At 33.8% G+C, this 18,219-nt stretch carries 22 protein-coding genes and 1 pseudogene; 14 read left to right on the forward strand and 9 right to left on the reverse strand.

The features are described 5' to 3' along the window. Positions 1-55: 55 nt before the first annotated feature. Complete coding sequence (locus tag AC1PJ9_RS11445; RefSeq protein WP_025469101.1) at positions 56-289, reverse strand: hypothetical protein; 234 nt, start codon at positions 287-289, stop codon at positions 56-58. 508 nt (positions 290-797) lie between these two features. Here AC1PJ9_RS11445 and AC1PJ9_RS11450 point away from each other — a divergent pair. Then, positions 798-1,190 carry a hypothetical protein gene (locus AC1PJ9_RS11450; RefSeq protein WP_263614105.1) on the forward strand — a complete coding sequence of 131 codons (393 nt, stop codon included), beginning with the start codon at positions 798-800 and terminating at the stop codon, positions 1,188-1,190. A gap of 68 nt (positions 1,191-1,258) precedes the next feature. Continuing rightward, positions 1,259-1,453 (forward strand): annotated as a pseudogene (locus AC1PJ9_RS11455) (LpxL/LpxP family acyltransferase); the annotation flags it as partial. A 15-nt stretch (positions 1,454-1,468) separates the two neighbouring features. On the opposite strand, the gene AC1PJ9_RS11460 reads toward AC1PJ9_RS11455, so the two are convergent. Then, positions 1,469-1,702 (reverse strand): hypothetical protein, encoded by a 234-nt coding sequence (locus AC1PJ9_RS11460; RefSeq protein WP_191001384.1) that lies wholly within the window; start codon positions 1,700-1,702, stop codon positions 1,469-1,471. Between the two features lie 253 nt (positions 1,703-1,955). On the opposite strand from AC1PJ9_RS11460, the gene AC1PJ9_RS11465 reads away from it, so the two are divergent. Together AC1PJ9_RS11465 and AC1PJ9_RS11470 are read left to right on the forward strand one after the other, a co-directional pair. Then, positions 1,956-2,177 (forward strand): hypothetical protein, encoded by a 222-nt coding sequence (locus AC1PJ9_RS11465; protein WP_263614104.1) that lies wholly within the window; start codon positions 1,956-1,958, stop codon positions 2,175-2,177. A 132-nt stretch (positions 2,178-2,309) separates the two neighbouring features. Further along, positions 2,310-2,549 carry a hypothetical protein gene (locus AC1PJ9_RS11470; RefSeq protein ID WP_311088047.1) on the forward strand — a complete coding sequence of 80 codons (240 nt, stop codon included), beginning with the start codon at positions 2,310-2,312 and terminating at the stop codon, positions 2,547-2,549. A gap of 249 nt (positions 2,550-2,798) precedes the next feature. Here AC1PJ9_RS11470 and AC1PJ9_RS11475 read toward each other — a convergent pair whose 3' ends face one another. Then, a complete protein-coding gene (locus AC1PJ9_RS11475; RefSeq protein WP_311087333.1) occupies positions 2,799-2,951 on the reverse strand; it encodes a hypothetical protein in 153 nt (50 codons plus the stop codon). 426 nt (positions 2,952-3,377) lie between these two features. On the opposite strand from AC1PJ9_RS11475, the gene AC1PJ9_RS11480 reads away from it, so the two are divergent. From AC1PJ9_RS11480 to AC1PJ9_RS11500, 5 genes are all read left to right on the forward strand, one after another. After that, positions 3,378-3,689 carry a hypothetical protein gene (locus AC1PJ9_RS11480; protein WP_022575440.1) on the forward strand — a complete coding sequence of 104 codons (312 nt, stop codon included), beginning with the start codon at positions 3,378-3,380 and terminating at the stop codon, positions 3,687-3,689. Positions 3,690-3,915: 226 nt separating this feature from the next. After that, positions 3,916-4,065 (forward strand): hypothetical protein, encoded by a 150-nt coding sequence (locus tag AC1PJ9_RS11485; RefSeq protein ID WP_263614101.1) that lies wholly within the window; start codon positions 3,916-3,918, stop codon positions 4,063-4,065. 96 nt (positions 4,066-4,161) lie between these two features. Further along, the gene (locus AC1PJ9_RS11490) at positions 4,162-4,632 is read left to right on the forward strand and encodes a hypothetical protein (protein ID WP_068936264.1); all 471 of its coding nucleotides are present in this window, start codon (positions 4,162-4,164) and stop codon (positions 4,630-4,632) included. 142 nt (positions 4,633-4,774) lie between these two features. Then, entirely contained in the window at positions 4,775-4,963 is a 189-nt protein-coding gene (locus AC1PJ9_RS11495; protein ID WP_200002496.1) for a hypothetical protein, read from the forward strand. A 773-nt stretch (positions 4,964-5,736) separates the two neighbouring features. Then, complete coding sequence (locus AC1PJ9_RS11500; protein ID WP_263614100.1) at positions 5,737-6,297, forward strand: TetR/AcrR family transcriptional regulator; 561 nt, start codon at positions 5,737-5,739, stop codon at positions 6,295-6,297. Positions 6,298-6,520: 223 nt separating this feature from the next. Here AC1PJ9_RS11500 and AC1PJ9_RS11505 read toward each other — a convergent pair whose 3' ends face one another. Continuing rightward, positions 6,521-6,850: a hypothetical protein gene (locus AC1PJ9_RS11505; RefSeq protein WP_263614099.1), complete on the reverse strand. Its 330-nt coding sequence runs from the start codon at positions 6,848-6,850 to the stop codon at positions 6,521-6,523. A gap of 127 nt (positions 6,851-6,977) precedes the next feature. Beyond that, on the reverse strand, positions 6,978-7,559 hold the full coding sequence (locus tag AC1PJ9_RS11510) for a TetR/AcrR family transcriptional regulator (protein WP_263614098.1): 582 nt from the start codon (positions 7,557-7,559) through the stop codon (positions 6,978-6,980). A 1,255-nt stretch (positions 7,560-8,814) separates the two neighbouring features. Between AC1PJ9_RS11510 and AC1PJ9_RS11515 the strand changes: the two genes are divergently transcribed. The 4 genes from AC1PJ9_RS11515 to AC1PJ9_RS11530 all read left to right on the forward strand — a co-directional run bounded on the left by AC1PJ9_RS11515 (position 8,815) and on the right by AC1PJ9_RS11530 (position 12,517). Next, positions 8,815-9,381 (forward strand): ester cyclase, encoded by a 567-nt coding sequence (locus AC1PJ9_RS11515; protein WP_263614097.1) that lies wholly within the window; start codon positions 8,815-8,817, stop codon positions 9,379-9,381. Between the two features lie 209 nt (positions 9,382-9,590). Continuing rightward, positions 9,591-10,484, forward strand: a complete 894-nt coding sequence (locus tag AC1PJ9_RS11520) for a DMT family transporter (protein WP_263614095.1) — start codon at positions 9,591-9,593, stop codon at positions 10,482-10,484. Between the two features lie 78 nt (positions 10,485-10,562). Continuing rightward, positions 10,563-11,630: a bifunctional DNA-binding transcriptional regulator/O6-methylguanine-DNA methyltransferase Ada gene (gene ada / locus AC1PJ9_RS11525; protein ID WP_263614094.1), complete on the forward strand. Its 1,068-nt coding sequence runs from the start codon at positions 10,563-10,565 to the stop codon at positions 11,628-11,630. Between the two features lie 122 nt (positions 11,631-11,752). Further along, complete coding sequence (locus tag AC1PJ9_RS11530; protein WP_263614093.1) at positions 11,753-12,517, forward strand: SDR family oxidoreductase; 765 nt, start codon at positions 11,753-11,755, stop codon at positions 12,515-12,517. A gap of 64 nt (positions 12,518-12,581) precedes the next feature. Here AC1PJ9_RS11530 and AC1PJ9_RS11535 read toward each other — a convergent pair whose 3' ends face one another. The 4 genes from AC1PJ9_RS11535 to AC1PJ9_RS11550 all read right to left on the reverse strand — a co-directional run bounded on the left by AC1PJ9_RS11535 (position 12,582) and on the right by AC1PJ9_RS11550 (position 17,222). Continuing rightward, on the reverse strand, positions 12,582-14,180 hold the full coding sequence (locus tag AC1PJ9_RS11535; protein ID WP_019458396.1) for a bifunctional aspartate transaminase/aspartate 4-decarboxylase: 1,599 nt from the start codon (positions 14,178-14,180) through the stop codon (positions 12,582-12,584). 56 nt (positions 14,181-14,236) lie between these two features. After that, positions 14,237-15,922, reverse strand: coding sequence for an aspartate-alanine antiporter (gene aspT, locus AC1PJ9_RS11540; protein WP_263614092.1), 1,686 nt, complete (start codon positions 15,920-15,922; stop codon positions 14,237-14,239). 581 nt (positions 15,923-16,503) lie between these two features. Continuing rightward, on the reverse strand, positions 16,504-16,914 hold the full coding sequence (locus AC1PJ9_RS11545) for a tautomerase family protein (RefSeq protein WP_263614091.1): 411 nt from the start codon (positions 16,912-16,914) through the stop codon (positions 16,504-16,506). Further along, entirely contained in the window at positions 16,905-17,222 is a 318-nt protein-coding gene (locus AC1PJ9_RS11550; RefSeq protein ID WP_263614090.1) for a carboxymuconolactone decarboxylase family protein, read from the reverse strand. Before AC1PJ9_RS11550 ends, AC1PJ9_RS11545 begins: the two co-directional genes overlap by 10 nt. 92 nt (positions 17,223-17,314) lie before the next feature. On the opposite strand from AC1PJ9_RS11550, the gene AC1PJ9_RS11555 reads away from it, so the two are divergent. Continuing rightward, positions 17,315-18,199 (forward strand): LysR substrate-binding domain-containing protein, encoded by an 885-nt coding sequence (locus tag AC1PJ9_RS11555; protein WP_263614089.1) that lies wholly within the window; start codon positions 17,315-17,317, stop codon positions 18,197-18,199. The last annotated feature ends 20 nt before the right edge of the window (positions 18,200-18,219 follow it).

Raw genomic sequence — 18,219 nt, forward strand, 5'->3', positions numbered from 1 at the left:
TCAGTTCATGGGCTTTTTGACTTTAAAAGAAAAGAAATGCTTAATTTTTATAAACTTACTCAAGCTCTAATTGGTCATCATCTTTGGTAATTTTAATCTTTATCTTTTTATATTTTCGTTTATTTGGATCTAGCGCCGAGTTCATTACTTCATCTGCAAAAGGCGGGCATTGCATGAGCTTTGCATACGCTCTATAGCCAATGCGTATTCGAGTAGGTGGGCAATCGGTTCTTTTTGAATAGTATTCAATGAGAGAGTTCAGTTCTTGTAATAAAGTTTGCTGTTCCATCATACATACTTAACACTTAGATAACTCAAGCATAATAGACTTAAATGTTTAGTGGAATATGTATTTAAAATATACAAGTTGCTTAAATTGTGACTCAGTTCGCTAAAACTACTATTTTGTGTATCAAGTTTGTTTTTATATAGGTGCAAGCTGTTTTTTTAACCGAAATGTCATAATGAAAAGTTAAGTTAAGCCTATAACAAGAAAAGATGAAGATTGTTGCGAACAATAAAACCAAGAAGCAATTTTCAAGTAAAGCTGGTCTGTTGTAATTAAGCTAATTCGAAAGAATTGGCTTTTTGTTTTACATATGATTGAAAGAGAAAAGACTTTTTTAAGTTTTTATTTATTCCAATAACAAGACTTAGAATTTTTCTCACAGTTAGTGTGCTATGACCTGATCAAGAAGAGAATCTGATATTACTTTCTCACAACTGAATATTACAGTGAGATATGCTAAGTTTTATAGTGTAAGTCACTATTACTTTTTAAGTTGGTGAGGTGTGTAATGAATGAAATATGGGGATATCATTTTAAAAAGGGATGGATTCATCAGCATAATTTTCTTGCCGCTTATCTTACTTTATTTAATGAGCATGATATATCTAAAGCTATAATTGCACTTGGTTATTTTGGAAAGTATGGAGTTTATCAAATAGATGATTCAATACTAGGAAATCCAATTGAAGTATATGAATTACAAAATGGTTCAAGACTGCCCAAATATTTAATTGAATATTGCCCAGTAGGAGCAAATGTCGATTATTTTGTTGCATATAATATGCCGAGCTTGATTGAGCTTTTAAACAAGCTAGCACCATTAGTGCATGCAGTAACAGCATGTAATCAAATTAATGATATATCACCGAATTTAAAAAAACGTTCAAAAGCAGACCATTAGAGTTTAAATACTATTTAAATTAATTCTAGTTACTAAGATTGAGTTAATTTTTGATTATTTGTTCTATTGGGGATATTCGAGATCCTCAATACAATGTACTAGTCGCACCTAAACTTGAAAACTTTCTAAGTGAATGCGAAGTAAATGATGCTGAACGCGTCAATAAAATTATTGAAAACCAAATTCGAATCGCCCCAACACCATACATGTTGTTGCACAGACGATTTAAAATTCGTCTTGTCGGTGATGCAAAGTTCTATTGATAGATTTTGCTTTCATTATTCAAGATCGAGTTGGTTATCATCTTTGGTGACTTTGATTTTTAACTTTTTATATTTTCGTTTGTTTGGATCAATTGCGGAGTTCATAACTTCATCTGAGAAAGATGAGCATAGCATAAGTTTTGCATAGGCCCGGTAACCAATCAAAATTCTACGTAAGGGATAGTCTGTTCTTGTAGAGTAATATTCAATTCGGGCGTTTAGCTCTTGTAGCAGGGTCTGCTGGGCCATTGGAATAATTTTCTATAAGTGGTTCATTACAGCATATAGAGATTTATCTTATCTAAGAAGAAATATTTTTAATATTATTGGTCGTTAAGCTATTCAAAATCATGTGTTATAAATTTTATTCCCTGTAAATTGAATTAGATATAACAAATTTTAAAATATTTTATTTAAGGTTTAATTTTTAAAAATAACAACTCTTTTTAAAATCATAAGTGTATGTGTGTTATAGTCAATTTTAAATAATTTTTGGTATAAAATGGATATTTGTATTGGTGGCCTACTAAATGGTCAGAAAAGGCATGATAATCAAAGCTTTTTTAAAGTAGAGAATCACTATTGTGATAGTTTCTCAGAATATACTAAAGAGTATTTTCATTTAAATGGTCAAATTTTTTCATTTTGGATTAGTAAAGAAATAGACTTTTTTGAAGCTCAAAAGAAAATTGAATTATATTTGATAAATATTGAAAATATTTAAATTAAACATGCATGATAGAAACTGAATTGATTAATATAAAAATATTTTTTAAATTTCTCTATACATGAAATTTAATGAATTTGTATTTTTGGGATTGTAATATAAAAAATAAAGTAGGATGCAGGTATGGGTATGAGTGATCAATTAATTGAAAGAGATAAACTTTTAAAATATCTAACCCAAAAAAATGCTGAGAAGGAGTTAGAGTGTGAATGGCTTAGAAATATTATTATTCGGTTGCTTGATGAAATTGAAGATAGTCGATTACAGGCTCTGCTGATTAGACAAGTCAATGAAGAGCTGATTTTACTAATCCAAACACATATAGAGCCAGAGTTTAAATTAAAGGATTTAACTCAGTTTCCAAATTGAATAAGTAGTAAATATTGCTAAAAATAATCATTTGTTTTGAAATGGATTTAAAAGAAATAAAATATTAACTTAAAATATTCAATTAAATTATAAGATTATATCTTTGTAAAAAATAGTTGATAGATTTTAGATGAGTGAAAAGAAATTGTGAAAAATGATAATAAGTCAATGATTTTTTAAAATCTTTAATATAAAAGCCCTATATTAAATAGGGCTTTTATATTAATTAAAGAGTATATTTAATTAATTTTAATGTTTATTTTCCTTCTCTTTATTTTCTGGTGAAGGATTGTCAACTTCAGGAAATTGAACTGGTTTCTCAATTTTTTCCTCAGTTGATTTAGGGTTGAAATTATTTTGCTCTTGAGTTGCTTTTTTGGAAAAATCTTTAAAATCAGACATTTTAAACTTCTTTAATAATAGTAGTAAGGAAGCTTTATACTAGACCTTTAATTTAGTTACATTACGGTAGTTGTGAGAGCACTATGTAGTGATATGTTCTAAAAATAGGCTAGTTATCGACATAATATTTCTGTAAATTGATTTGAGTGTTGATATATATGTAAAAACATCATTTAGTTAAATACAGGATGTAACATATAAATTAATATTTTAATTTTTAGAAACCCTAAACATAAATTACTTGTGAAAATGTATTTAAATGTGTAGGTTTTTAATTTTTTTAATGATATAAATTATAAGGTTGAAAGTTTTGAAGTGTAAAAGTCTTTAACTACTTACTTGTAAATATATTTGAACAACTTAAAGATACATTTTTAGATAAATAATGCATACTTAGTTAGATTAAATTTAAAAAAGAGAAATAATATGGATACTGAAGTAAAAAAATATTTTGATGTTGCTGAATGTGTTTATAGGAATATTAGTTTTAAAAATCAGACTAATAAGGGGAGAGTCGACTATCTTAATAAGCTACTAGTAGAGATAAAAAAAGAAGCTGCTATCCATCAATTAAGGTTGATGTATAGTAATATTGATTTCGAAAACTGCTTAAATAGACCAATGAAAGAACGTGTTATCAAAATAGATTTAAGTCTGCTGCCTAGTTTAGATAGCAAACATGAATATATTATGTGGTTGGCGAGTTTTATAAAAAGTATTTCTGCCGAAAGAAAATAAAATATATAGTCATGAGAATTTTAATTTAGAATTTTTTATCAAAAATTTTATTAATTTTGTAGATTGTTGAAAATTAAAATGAAAAAATATAATTATTAATTATCTTAATAATAAACAAGGTGATGACATTTAGATACATTTGTATAGTATCTAAGTTTGCATAAAGGGAATATTGTCAGTAAGTGCTAGATAATCATCTGCACATCATTAAATAGGAGAGACTCTAATGTCTCAACATGACCAAGTTAAAAATGATCAAGAAAAATCAAAACAGCAACAACAGCAGCAGCAAGATGGTAAAGAGTTTGTTCCTAAAAGTCCTGGTCAGAATGATTTAGAAAAATTAAATCAAAATGATGAAAATCAGAAAAAATAATATTATTATAAAATTTATTTTTTCTTAAAATATTAATTGGTAGAAAGAGTTTCTATTCTTTTTGCCAATTTCTAAGATTAAGAGGAATATTTTGAAATGTTTTTTATTATAGTAATTGTTTTTTTAGTTATTGGTGCTTATTTTTTAATTAAGTTTTTTTCAAAAGTTTATTTAGAGTTGCCTGAGAAAACTATAAAAATAGCTGGAAAAATATTTACTGAAAATAAAAATTTTTTTGAGCATGAAATAGTTGTAACTTTGTATCAGGAAGAGTTAATAACTTTGGTTGGTGAGCAAGATGGCGATAGAGTTACTGTTTTTAAAAATGCTGTAATATGTCTAGAAAAAGAAACAAATAAAATAGCAGTATATATTGATACTTTAAGAGTAGGATATCTTAATAAAATAAATGCTCATAGTTTTTCTGATTTTTTGAAAATAAAAGGTTTTAATAAAAGGGATGCTTTTGAAGTTGATGCGGTTATAATTAGTGAAAACTTAAGCCTGTGGAGTGTGAGGCTAGATATACCATATGACATGAAAAAATTTAGGTTTGATAAATATTAGATTTATAATAAATATTTAAGTGGTATTTCTGTAATGTATCTGAGAGCTTTTTTGAATTTAAAATAAAAAGAGATCATAATAATTTTATTGATAATAAAAAAGGAGAACGGTTATGGAACGTAGAGCTGTTAAAGTCCATAAAATGTTTAGAGAGTTTCATGAAGAAAAGGATCGTGGTTATATAGGAGAATATGATGAAAAACATAACCTTATAGCGATATATGATATTTTTAAAGAAAAAATGAAGAAAATAGAAGGAACTTATCAATGGATTTTACCTTCTTCGGGTGAGATCTTTTTTGTTGAAGAAGATCCCATCTATATTCGGTAATTAATAAAGAAATCATATTTGTTAATACACTAACTTTCAAAGATAACAATAAGGCGTTATCTAATCTGGCTTTAAATGATCTATTTTATATTGTTTAAATTTTAGACTGATTATCTCCTTGCTGGTAGTTTTTAGATTCCCGTACAGATCATCACTTTATAAACCCCAATTTAACAATAAATTTTAATTATTTAGCTTACTTTTTTAATGCTCTAAATTAAAACAAATGTCATTTTGTATGCTTGACTGTAATAGGGTAGAGCACTATTCTTTGCCTGCTGGCCTACATTGCCAGCCGACTTTGACAGGTCGGATACCCAAAGCACACGAAAAAGAATTTCTTTTTTGTGGGCATCCCTGCGTGCCCCCTCTGCGGCGGAACGGGAGGGGGACACCTTCGGGTGTGCTGATCTTTTGGGTATCAGTCTGTCAACCTTCTCTCGTTTCGCCACCATTATTTGACAGTAATATGGTGAAACTTCTTTATTACCCAAAGGAGTTCGCACATGCGTACTAATTCTTCTTTATTGGCCTTTGCCAAATTCTCTTTGCCCATACCGCTTAAAAAGTCTATAAAACGGTTTAATCGACTCTAGGTTTTCTACGCCTTAAAAATCGTTACGACCAAAAATCATAGCAACAACAAAACCGAGATAGGCGAGCACACCATTATTGTGCGGCTTTCTTATACCTGTATTTAGCACTCATTTTAAGAGTGAGGGTATTTATATCTCTTTTATATACAACAAAAAATTATTTTAAGCGGTAAAACTATGCGAAATTTAGAAACATCTTCCAAAAAACTACATGTAATTCAAACTACCATTCAACTCATGACGATACATGGGTTCCATAATGTAGGCGTAGACCTGATTGCTAAAGAAGCCAACATCACCAAATCCACGTTTTATAAATATTTTGGCTCGAAAGAACACCTGATCGAAATGTGCATCGCCTTTCAAAAAAGCTTACTGAGAGAAGAAGTGCTCTCTATCATCTACTCAAACCGTTACTACACGTCAAAAAATAAACTCAAAGAAATTATTGTTTTACATACCAATTTAAACAGCCTGTATAACCTTTTACTTAAAGCTATTTTTGAAATAAAACTGCTTCACCCGCAAGCTTACCGTATGGCGGTTGAATATCGAAAATGGTTGCGCCATGAAATTTTTGATCTGATTTTTAGCGGAGAAATTAATGAGCCAAAATTCGATGCCAACATGGTGATAAACCTTATAGATGGTTTGTTGCTACAGGTCTTAAGCTCGAACAGTTTGGAGCACAGGGATATAGCCATGGAGTGCTTTTTTAAGCCCACCTGTTTAAGGTAAATCAATTAAATGATAGGAATATAAAAAGTTATATGGCATGGCTATAACCATGCCAGTTTTAAGGGTAAAGGTAAGTGACTACTCTTTGGGACTTTACAATACGACTCTCAGAAAAAGTTGGTAAGTTATGATGAATAAAATAGGACCTCTATTAGATTCATCTAGCTAAAAACTATTGGGTCATAGCAACAAACATATTTAAAACCCAAAATAATTATCTGTTTTATAGAGATGAGAAAAAAGTTAAGCAAAAGATACTTAGTATTCCAAAGATGACCACAAAAGTAGAGAGAGCCTTAGCATATCTTTTTAAAAGAATAGGTAGAGTAATTAAACAAGTGAGATAAGAGAGCAGAGATACAACCATACATATCGATATCCAAGCATAACCACGCCCCCCTTCAAAGTTGGATATATTAATTGTCAGAAGTTGGGCAATTAAACTACCAATGGCTAGACTGGCTGGTAAACCTAATATGAGATAACAAATGATAAGTCCAATAGGGGTACGTTGCTTAAATGATGAATTTAGTAAATTATTATCTGCTTTCATAAAGTATTACTTTTAATATTGTATGTCTAAATTATTGAAATAAAAGATGATAGCCTCATTTTAAGCAGAAGCTATCCGAGATGAACATAAATTAATTTCTTTAGAAAATATAGGGTTGGATTTCCAGTTAGGTTGTCTCTAGCTCAATTAATGTATTGATATAGTTCCAAGTTTTCTCTGGTTCAATCGGATTGTCTTCGCAAACAGACCCATTAATTAAGCCATCTAGAAGAGAGAGAAATAGGTGAGTTAGCGTTATAGGGTCCTTTATTTCTAATTCCTTAACAATAGAAGTAGTGGTATCAAATAACCAATTTCGATATTCATCTAGCACGACTTGAATAGACGGGTATAAGCTTCCTACATCCATACGTGCTTTATGAAATGGACACCCTCTGGCACCATTTTGATTTACCCAATTGATGTACCACATATACAGTTGTTCTAATTTTTCTAAAGGAACTGATTGTGTCGAGATATGCTCTTCTACAGCAGTCTGAATATCGAGTTTTAACTGCTGTAAGCAAGCGACCACCAGTTCTTCTTTAGATGGAAAATGTTTATAAAAAGTCGCTTTAGCAATATCCGATTCAGCAATAATACGGTCTATACCGACAGCGATATAACTTTCCTGAATAAAGAGCTGAGTTGCAGTGCTTAGAATGATTTCTCGTTTTGATGGTTTTTTTAATTTTATTTGTGCATTCATAAGGGTTTATTGCAATTTGTGGAAGTGTTAGGTTTGTTATTTTAGTTTATAGAAGGGCGGTTAGACTAGTCGCAATGGATAAAATTTAAACAAAAAAAGCAGACAGAACTGTATGTATTTAATGGTATATGTTGAATTATGATCTAATTTATAAAAATGTAATGTTTAATTTAATAAGATTGATCAAAATTTAGAGTATTTTGCATCATTCTCAACCTCGTTCGATCTATCTCCATTTTTAGATATATCCCTGAATAGTTAGTTTTTTACAATGTATAAATGGGCAATTTTTCTTCATCAGGCTATGACAGCAAAGTTGATTTGTTTACCAACTCATGCCCATATTTTACTTAAAACCTTGAAACTAAGTATTAAATAGAGAGCTAATTAAATTTTTTGATATATTAAAAATATTAAATAAAATTCAATCTTATAAAGTTTATCTAATTAATTGTAATTAACTTATTGATTTATAATTATAAATAGAAGAGTGCCTAAATTTTAATTAAAAAATATCATAGATAATATGTTTTATACTGAATTTTGCATTAACTATATAATAAATAATTAAATTATTTGATTTTATTAACCTTGAATGATGTATGTAACACCGCTATGAATTTATTTAAACCATCGAAAAAGGTTAATAATGTTTATTTTCGCTTTGGAGAACATCAGTTTGTTTTATTAGCAGTCTTTATTTTTGCTGCGTCCAAACAGAATTGGTCTAAAAGTGATATTAATAAAGTTATAGAAGAAGCTTGTAGCAAGGATTATAAGCATTTAGTACATATACTTAGACATCATTCATAGCTCCTGTCAGATTGAAAAGGGTATAACTTCATATATCCTTTTTACAGTACATTTGTAAAATAGTTAGATATTTGATTTTTAATTAATACTTAAAACATATTGATTAAAATAGAGTGGAAGGCTTTATTTTTAGTAGTTTTTTTACTTTAAGTTCATAATGGTTTTATTTTAATCTAAAAAAATGAGCTTAAATAAAGAGCAATTATATAATTGAATTATTTGATAAAAGCTTTTAATCATTAAATTATTTTTTCATTTCACTCTTTAGATGGCCTACAAGTTTTTATGTATTTGACTGCATAAATCATCCCAAGCATACTCTAAAAGCTATCCATTCATTAATAAATAGGTTTGGTAAAGCTTGTAAATAATAAATTGATAATTAAAAGAGTGTGAAAATTGTTTAACTACAAATCCACTCAAATTGCTGCCAGGAAAATATATGATGAAAAAATTAGGTGTATTTACACATATCGCTTTAGGCCTAGTCATGACATTGGGCACTACTGCCAGTCAAGCAGATTCGGTATTGTCAAAAAAAGATGCAAAAGAGCTAGCTCAATATAGAGAAGCAGAACGTATTGGTAAGGAACATCTCATTAAATTTGATACCTTAGATTTTGATGTTTATAGCAATCAAAAATGGGATCGTTTGAAAGAAAGTCATGCTGTTAATATTCGCGTGCATTACCCAGATGGAAGTACGACGGTTGGAATTCCAGACCATATTGTTGAACTAAAAAAAATGTTCGTTTTTGCACCTAATACCAAAATCAAAACACACCCTATACGCATCGCTTCTGGAGAGTGGACAAGTGTTGTTGGTGAGATAGAAGGTAATTTTAGTCAACCTATGCCAATTGGTAACGGCAAAACTATTCCACCTACGGGCAAAGCATTTAAATTTAAAATGGTGACGGTAGGTCATTGGAAGAATGGCACGATGGATGAAGAATATTTATTTTGGGATAACCAAGCATTCATGAAGCAGATTGGTTTAGAAAAATAAGAGTGTATGAACATTAGTAACAACGTTCAATTTAGTATGTTTTACAAGAAATTAGACTTTTGGGCTTAAGTTACTAAAAACCTAGTTTATTCAAATAGACTGGGTTTTATTTCTATTGAGATTCAAAGGCATATTTGAAGAAACTCTAGTCGACTAGATAAATATAAATAAGTCAATTAATTAACGATATAAAGGTATTGGAGAAAGTTGTGGACGATCACAAGTTAAAAAGAAAAGTCGGCACACTTGAAATGGTTGTAGCTATGCTGCTTTCAGGGAGTATTGGTCTATTTGTGATTAAATCAGGTCAATCACCAATTAACATTGTATTTTTTCGCTGCCTTATATCAGCACTATGCTTAATACCCATCTGTTTATTCTATGGCCACTTTAAGAAAGTATACTTTGGCAAAAAAGAACTATTTTTAATGGTGACTTCGGGCTTACTTATTATTTTTAACTGGGTTCTGCTATTTGCTGCTTTCCCTAAAACTTCTATTTCTTTAGCCACGATTGTTTATCACGTAAACCCGTTTGTGATTTTATTTTTAGGGGCTTGGGTCTTTCATGAAAAGCTAAATAAAAGTGATGTGCTATGGACCATAGTCGCTTTTATTGGGCTCATCGTAATTATAGGTTTGGGCAGTGCCTCGGTGAACTCTAATCAGTTAGTCGGTTTGGGGCTGGTTTTAGTTGCTACTACTCTGTACTCAATATCTGTTCTAATGACTAAAAAACTAACTAACACACCGCCGTTATTAATTGTGCTTATACAGACCTTAAGTGGGGCCATTGTTATGACTCCGTTTATATCGGTTTTTGCAAACCCACCGATAGGTCAACAGTGGTTGTTCGTACTTGGGCTTGGAGTTTTACATACGGCATTTCTTTACTATTTAATGTACTCGGCATTTAAGAAAATACCTTTAAATAACATTGCGATCTTATCTTTTATTTATCCTATATCGACCATAGTGATTGATTATTTCTTCTTTGATCATGTGCTGACCAGTACTCAAATTTTAGGTGCAGGTTTAATTTTATTGGGTGTGCTGGGAGTAAAGTTGCATTGGAATGTTTTTGCGTTGAAAAGATTAAAATAGCAATACCAAGAGTTTTGCTTATCAACAAAGTTGCGAAAATGAGTCATCAAAGATTAAATTGCAATTGAGGTGAGCAAAATGAAAAATCAGTGGATAACAGACGAAGAGAGATGGCAAGCAATTGTAGATCGAAATACAGAAGCTGATGCATATTTTGTTTATGGCGTGAAAACCTCAGGTATGTACTGCCTGCCATCAAGTACAAAAAGGCTACCTAAAAAAGAGAATGTAGTGTTCTTTGAGAGTGCTGCGCAAGCAGAAAAAAATGGTTATCGAGCAAGCCAAAAAGTACAAAATAGACTCTCGAATGCACACGATCCAAAACTTGTAGACAAAATCGAGAAAGCTTGTAGATATATTGAACTACATGAAGAAAACTTGTCTTTATCGGACGTGGCAGATCATGTGGGAATGAGCGTATACCATTTTCACCGAGTTTTTAAGCAAATTACTGGTCTAACACCTAAAGGCTATGCCGATGCCCATAAAAGTAAAAAGCTAAGAGAAAACCTAGATGAAAATATCAGTGTGACTGATGCAATATTTAATGCAGGTTTTAATTCAAATAGTCAGTTCTATGAAAATTCAAATTCGCTATTGGGTATGACAGCGAAAGAGTGGAAATCTGGTGGTAAGGGTGTACGCATTTTTTTCGCCATAGGTGAGTGCTCTTTAGGAGACATTTTAGTTGCCCAAAGTCAGAAAGGAATTTGTGCAATTTTGCTAGGCGATGACCCTGAAAAGCTTTTAAAAGATTTACAAGATAAATTTCCAGAAGCTGATTTGATAGGGTGTGATGATGAGTTTGAGCAACTGATTGCGCATATTGTCGGGTTTATTGAAGCGCCACAAATTGGATTAGATTTACCGCTAGATATTCAAGGGACTGCATTTCAACAAAGAGTATGGCAAGCCTTGAAAGAAATTCCTGCGGGGCAGACAGCCAGTTATTCCGATATAGCCCAAAAGATAGGTTCACCTAAAGCCGTTCGGGCCGTTGCAGGGGCGTGTGCAGCAAACATGTTAGCTGTTGCTATTCCATGTCATCGTGTGGTTCGAAATGACGGTTTTATTTCGGGGTATCGTTGGGGCGTTGAGCGTAAACGTGCATTATTAGAGAAAGAAGCAGAACTGGCACGAACCTAAAATTGTTTTAGTAGGCTGTTTTTATAGAGTTAATTTTTTAAAAACAGCAAGAATCAGAGAGTCTATTTTCTTCGGGTTACTCAAAATATATCCATCAATTTAATCAAGATGGAATTGTGAGTATGAGCAGATTAAAAGACAAAGTGGCTATTATTACAGGTGCAAGTTCAGGTATAGGTTTAAGTGCCGCGTCGTTATTTGTAGCCGAAGGAGCGAAAGTTATTCTGGTTGCACGCCGTGAGCGTGTTTTAAAAGAGCTTTGCGATAGTTTGAATCGAGACGGAGTCGTTGCACACTTTATTGCAGGGGATCTTAATGACCCCACAACCATGCAAAAAGCAATTGATATGGCTACGCAATATTATGGCAGGTTAGATATTGCGTTTAATAACGCAGGCCTGTTGGGAGAATATCAACTGACTCACGACACAACCGATGAAAATTGGAATCATGTGATTCATAGCAATTTAACCAGTGCGTTTCAGTCTGCCAGAGAGCAGCTTAAAGTCATGTTAAAGCAAGGCTATGGTTCAATACTGTTTACATCATCTTTTGTCGGTCATCATATCGGGTTTCCTCAAATGGCGGCTTATGCTGCAAGCAAAGCAGGACTCATTGGTTTAACTAAAGTGATGGCAGCAGAATATGCAACGTCAGGCATTCGAGTAAATGCACTTTTACCCGGAGGAACAAATACTTCAATGGGTCAAGAGGCCGCTTCTTCTCCAGAAGTTCTAGAGTTTGTAAAAAGCATACATGCGATGAAACGTTTAGCAGAACCCGATGAAATTGCAAAGGTGGCGCTCTTTTTAGTGAGTGATGATGCAAGCTTTATTACAGGCAGTGCTGTACTCGCCGATGGTGGAGTGACTATTTGTAAAACCTAGATAAACAATGAATAAATTGGTCGTAAAAAAGTGAGGCTGCTAGAGCCTCACTTTTTATATGTACTTATTTTCCTTTTTTGGTTTTTAAATACTCGGCATAAGCTTCATCTGCGAAGCGTCTTAAAGAGTCACCAATAGCAGCATATTGGTATTCATTAAGGTTAGCCAATGACGCACGGGCAGAAGGGTGCTGCACACCAAAACCAGAACCCGGCAATAAAACTACACCTGTTTCATCTGCTACTCTAAACAATAGCTCGGTCGGATTTTTATTTTTCATCACCCAATCGGCAAACTCATCACCATAGAGAGTGCGTGAGGTGTTTTCAAGGTTAACAAGGGTGTAGTAGTCCACCGCATTTGGATCTGTTGGAACCTCGACACCAAGCTGTCTATAAAGTGCTGCATCGCGTTCACGTACAACAGATTTGACCGCTTTTTTATAGCTTTGGCGTGAGTCCATCATATTAAACAATGCAAATAAAACCATTTGCACTTGTTGTGGGGTAGACAGGCCCGCAGTATGGTTTAGAGCAACATTACGGCTGTCTGCAACTAAACGGTCAATAAACTTAATACTTGATGGGTCTGTAGTTAAAGATGAATAGCGCTCTTCAAGCTCTTTCTTCTCTTTTTTCGATAAATTCGCAATTTGCTTATCAAGCACATTGTTATTTGAAAGTGCAATGACACCAAGTCGCCAACCAGTCGCACCAAAGTATTTAGAGAACGAATAAACCAAAATGGTGTTATCAGGACAGATCGCAAATAGTGATTTGAAATTATCGGCAAACGTACCATAAACGTCATCAGTCAAAATAATCAGATCGGGGCGTTTTTTGACAATATCCGCCAAAATCGCAAGTCCTTCATCACTCATTTTTACCGATGGCGGGTTACTTGGGTTGACTAAGAAGAATGCTTTAATAGACGGATCTTCTAACTTTCTAAGCTCTGACTCTGGATATTGCCAACCGAGTTTAGGATCTGCCTCAATGAGCACTTCTTCAAGTTGGTAGTCATTAAGTTTCGGAATTTCCAGATATGGCGTAAAAATAGGACTACCAATGGCAATGCGGTCGCCATTTTTAATAATTTTATTTTCTTTTAATGAGTTAAAAATATAGGCCATTGCGGCTGTTCCGCCTTCAACAGCAAACAAATCTAAGTCTCTTTTTTGCATGCCTTGTACGCCCATTTCTCGTAAGACGTACTCTTTAATAATCGTTTCACTGACTCGGAGCATACGGTCTGGCACAGGGTAGTTACAGCCCAGAATACCTTCAACCATTTCAAGTAAAAAAAGATCTGGGTCTAAGCCTAATTGGTCGCGTACATAAGATACGGCTTTACCTAAAAAGACAACGCCCGGTTTATCGCGGTTTTCCAAAATGAAGCTGTCAAAACGTGATTGAAGTCCAACAGGGCGAGGGAAGCCGCCTAGACCCTCTGGCATATAAGAAAATGAAAATTCGGATTCGGTTGCCGAAAACAGACCTAGTTGAAAGAATGCTCGGCGTGGGATAGTCGCAAGAAAGTTCGGATTGCCTCGGCCAGCATTTAACATCATGCGGTCAGTTCGGCTTTGAGCTAATTCTATTAAATTATCTTTCAGTTCAAACGGACTGAGTTTTGCGTATTTAGAATAATCGACTTTCCCCATGGGACGTCTCCTTAATTATAGTGAGATGAATAAAATTTCTAATTCAATGTATAAAATCAGGCTAAGCCTACGATCAGTGGTCCGAGTAAGGTCAAGAACACATTTGCGAGGGCATAGGTGATTGCGAAAGGAACAGTCGGAATTGAGTTGCCTGCTTTGTCTAAGATGGCACCAAAAGCAGGGTTTGCACTACGTGAACCAGATAGCGCTCCAGCCATTACCGCAACGTTGCTATAACGCAGAACATAACGAGCAAACAGCATAGAAAGCAGCAACGGAACCAGTGTTACAACTACTCCAATCATAAAGAGTGAAAGACCACTTTCTTTAATGGTTTGAATGGCCTGTAAACCTGATTGTAAGCCAACCGCTGCAACAAAGCCTGCCAAACCTAAGTCTTTAAGAAGCTGTGAAGCCGCTAACGGCATATTGCCATGTACCTGATTTCGACTACGAATCCAACCAAACAGAAGACCTGACAGTAAAGCACCACCGCCAGCGCCAAGCGTTAATGGCACATCGCCCAAACGAATCACAAAAAGACCAATCACTAAGCCAACGACAAGACCTGCACCATGAAAAATCCAGTCTGTTTTTAGGCTTTCAGGTAAGGCTTTACCAGCTTCTTTCACTAAACGATCGAGGTCACTTTTTGTACCATAGACAGTAACGACATCACCTTGCTTTAAAACGGTGTCATCACTTAAAGGTTGAGTTTCATCGTTACGTTTAATCGAAAGTACATAAATACCATGCTTCAAATAAGCTGGAGTATTGGCCTTAATATCACCTAAGGTACGGTTAATGTATTTGGAATTTCTCAGGATGACATCGCTGGTATCCATAATCATTTCCATACCTTGCGATGACTGTAATTCGCTCCCAATTTGCTCGGCAACTGAAACTACATTTGCACGGCGACCAACCAGCAATACCACATCGTCAGTCTGTAATGTCAGCTCAGGAGCAACATCAATAAACTGATCTTTACGTTTTAACCGTTCAATCGTAATACTGGCTTCTTTTGCTTCAATTTCCGCAATAGTGTGTCCATTGGCTTGTTTAACTTTATAAATACGGCCAACAATCTCGGGCATTGCCAGTTCCTGACCCGGTGCAAGTTCAAAAGCACCTTTAAGTCGTTCACTTTGGGCTTTTAAAGCATCGTCGTGAATTTCTTTACCCATAAATTTAGGCAAGATATTTACACATACAATGATTGCACCCAACGAACCGAAAATGTATGTCACCGCATAGCCAATCGCGACATTTGCTTGAAGTCTTTGAATTTCAGCCAGAGGCAGATCGAGTCTAGAAATGGCATCTCCAGCAGTACCAATAATGGCTGATTGAGTCATGCCTCCAGCGGCGAGTCCGGCAGCCAAGCCTTTATCGAGATGGAAAATCTTAGCCATGACCAAAACAGTGACTAAACCACACACTGCCATAAATACTGCTAACAAAATTTCTTTTATAGACTGTGGTCCGAGTGATTTAAAAAACTGGGGGCCACTTTCAAACCCTACGGCGTAAATGAAAAGAGCAAACAAAATTGCTTTAACGCCGTTATCGACCGGTACGCCAATAAGACTTAAAACGACCGCTACAAGTAAGGAACCTGCGACTCCACCAAACTGAAATTTTCCAAACTGGAACTGTCCAATCCAGAAGCCGATTGCGAGTGATAAGAACAATAATATTTCGGGGCTGTGCTTTAAAACACCTTGTAACCATTCAATCATTTTGATCTCACTTTTATTATTAGATCTATCTTTAATATATAAAATTATTTATTTTTCATTTTTTAAAATACAGTATGAAAATTACTTAAGCAAACCTTTAAGTTGAGTGGTTTTCTTAAGTTTAATTATAAAAATTAATGTGCTTAAAATGCGTGTGACCCAAGGTCTGGTGGTAATTCTGAGTGTTTAAATCAACTATTAATTTTTTAATGAAAGGTAAAATTTATTTACAATAATATAAAGAATATTTTGTGAGATTAAAGCGTTTTGCTTATATCTAATCTTGAAAATAAATTGTTAATATATTGATATTTAAATAATTAATTTTTAATTGCTAGACTGGTCCTAATTTTTATATAAATTAAAAAATAATCTACTTAAAATTAAATTTTTGTTAATCGTGTCGCATAATTTATTCTATATATTTAAATTAATCTTCATAATAATATTTAAGTTTTAAAATTTACTTATATTTAAATAAAATTTATATAAAAACATAAAGCTTCTTTATATCGAAGCTTTATGTTTGAGATAATTTAACTTATTAAAAATGATGGGTTGGAACGATTTAAATTAGAAAATTAATTAATTGATTTTAATGTTTTCAAATAAAGATCAGCACGCTGTGCATGTCCAAAGCACCAATCTTCTGCGCTATTTTGCACAATCACAAACATGACATCTTGCTCAGGAATGCTAAATTTTTGATGGAGCTCTGCTGTTACATGCTGCATTAAATCTGATTTTTGCTGAGCTGTTCTGGCTTTACCAGAAGTGATGTATAGCAGCATAAATTTTTCAGTGCGGGAAGATTCCACCCAGTAATTAGGATCAACATATATATTGCCTTGAGCTAAGTGCTCAAAGAAATGAAAGCAATCATTTGGGGGAGTATCAAAATAACTTTCCATACAAGTCTGCACAATTTTCGATATTTGCGCTTTTTCAAGATCTGTATATGCATAACTGGTTGTAAAACGAATCATGGGCATGACCATATCTCCTCTGGCATATGTTCAAGTGCTGAAATGGCAGTAGGTAAGCCTGCATAAAAAGCAATATGGGTAATGGCTTCAATAATTTGTTCTTTCGTGATGCCTTCAGTTAAGGCATTTTTTATATGCCATTCAAGCTGCGAATAACGGCCTTGTAAAACAAGTGCGGTGATTGTAATAAAACAACGTGTTTGAGTATCAAGCACAGGCCTTTGCCAGATATCTGCAAATAAGTAGTCTTTGCCGAACTCATACAGCTTGGGCGAAATACTTTCTAAGTTATGAATATCAATTTTTCTGAACATTTTGGAACTCAACATTGATGCTGTTGTTGCTAATATGGCAGTTTGTTATAGTTTAAAAAATCAAAACTTTTCTAACTAATGATTCGGTTTTTATGAATGATTATACTAAAGCCCTCACTAATCTTGATTTAGACGCCTTACGTGCCTTTGTTAAGGGAATTGAGCTTGGAAGTTATCAGCTAGCAGCACAATACTTATGCCGTTCACCGGCCGCAATTAGCGCGCAATTAAAAAAATTAGAACAGCAAACGGGCTGCCAGCTTCTTAGAAAACAGGGGCGTTTATTAGAATTAACCCCTAGTGGTGAATTGTTATTGAGCCATGCTAAAAACATGTTGGCCATTAATGATACGGTACTTCTAAAGCTGCATCGGACTCAGGCCAGTGGTGTTATTCGTTTTGGTCTACAAGAAGATTTTGCTGAGGGAACCTTACAGCAACTCATCGCTCAGTTTATGTTGCAGCATCCTAATGTACAGTTTCAAATTCAGGTCGATCGAAATCAGAATTTGATTGAGAAAGTACAAAAGCAAGAATTAGATTTGGCGCTTATTTGGCAGCAAAACCCCGTAATTGAAAACTTTTATGAACTCAAAAGTGTCGAGACAAAATGGTTGTTTTGCGCCCATGCCCATATTCAGCAAATCATTGAAGATAAAGCTTCCACTCCACTCGTGGTATTGCAGCAACCATGCATTTTAAGGCAAATGGCTATTGAAGCACTGGAACAGGTTGGGCTGCCTTGGCATATTGCTTATGAGTGTAATTCTGTTCAGGCATTGTGGCCTGCTGTAAGGGCGGGTATAGGTATAAGCTTGAGATCATGTTTTCAGATTCCTTCAGACATTCATCGCATAGAAAGTGATGTATTGCCGGAGCTTAAGCCTTTAAATTTTGGTCTCTATTTCAATTCCACCACACAATCTGTACATATTATTCAGCAGTTTCAACAATATATTGAACAGCACCTACGGTAATTTTTATTCTAAAATTTCCA

Source organism: Acinetobacter sp. 70_2, assembly GCF_056736115.1.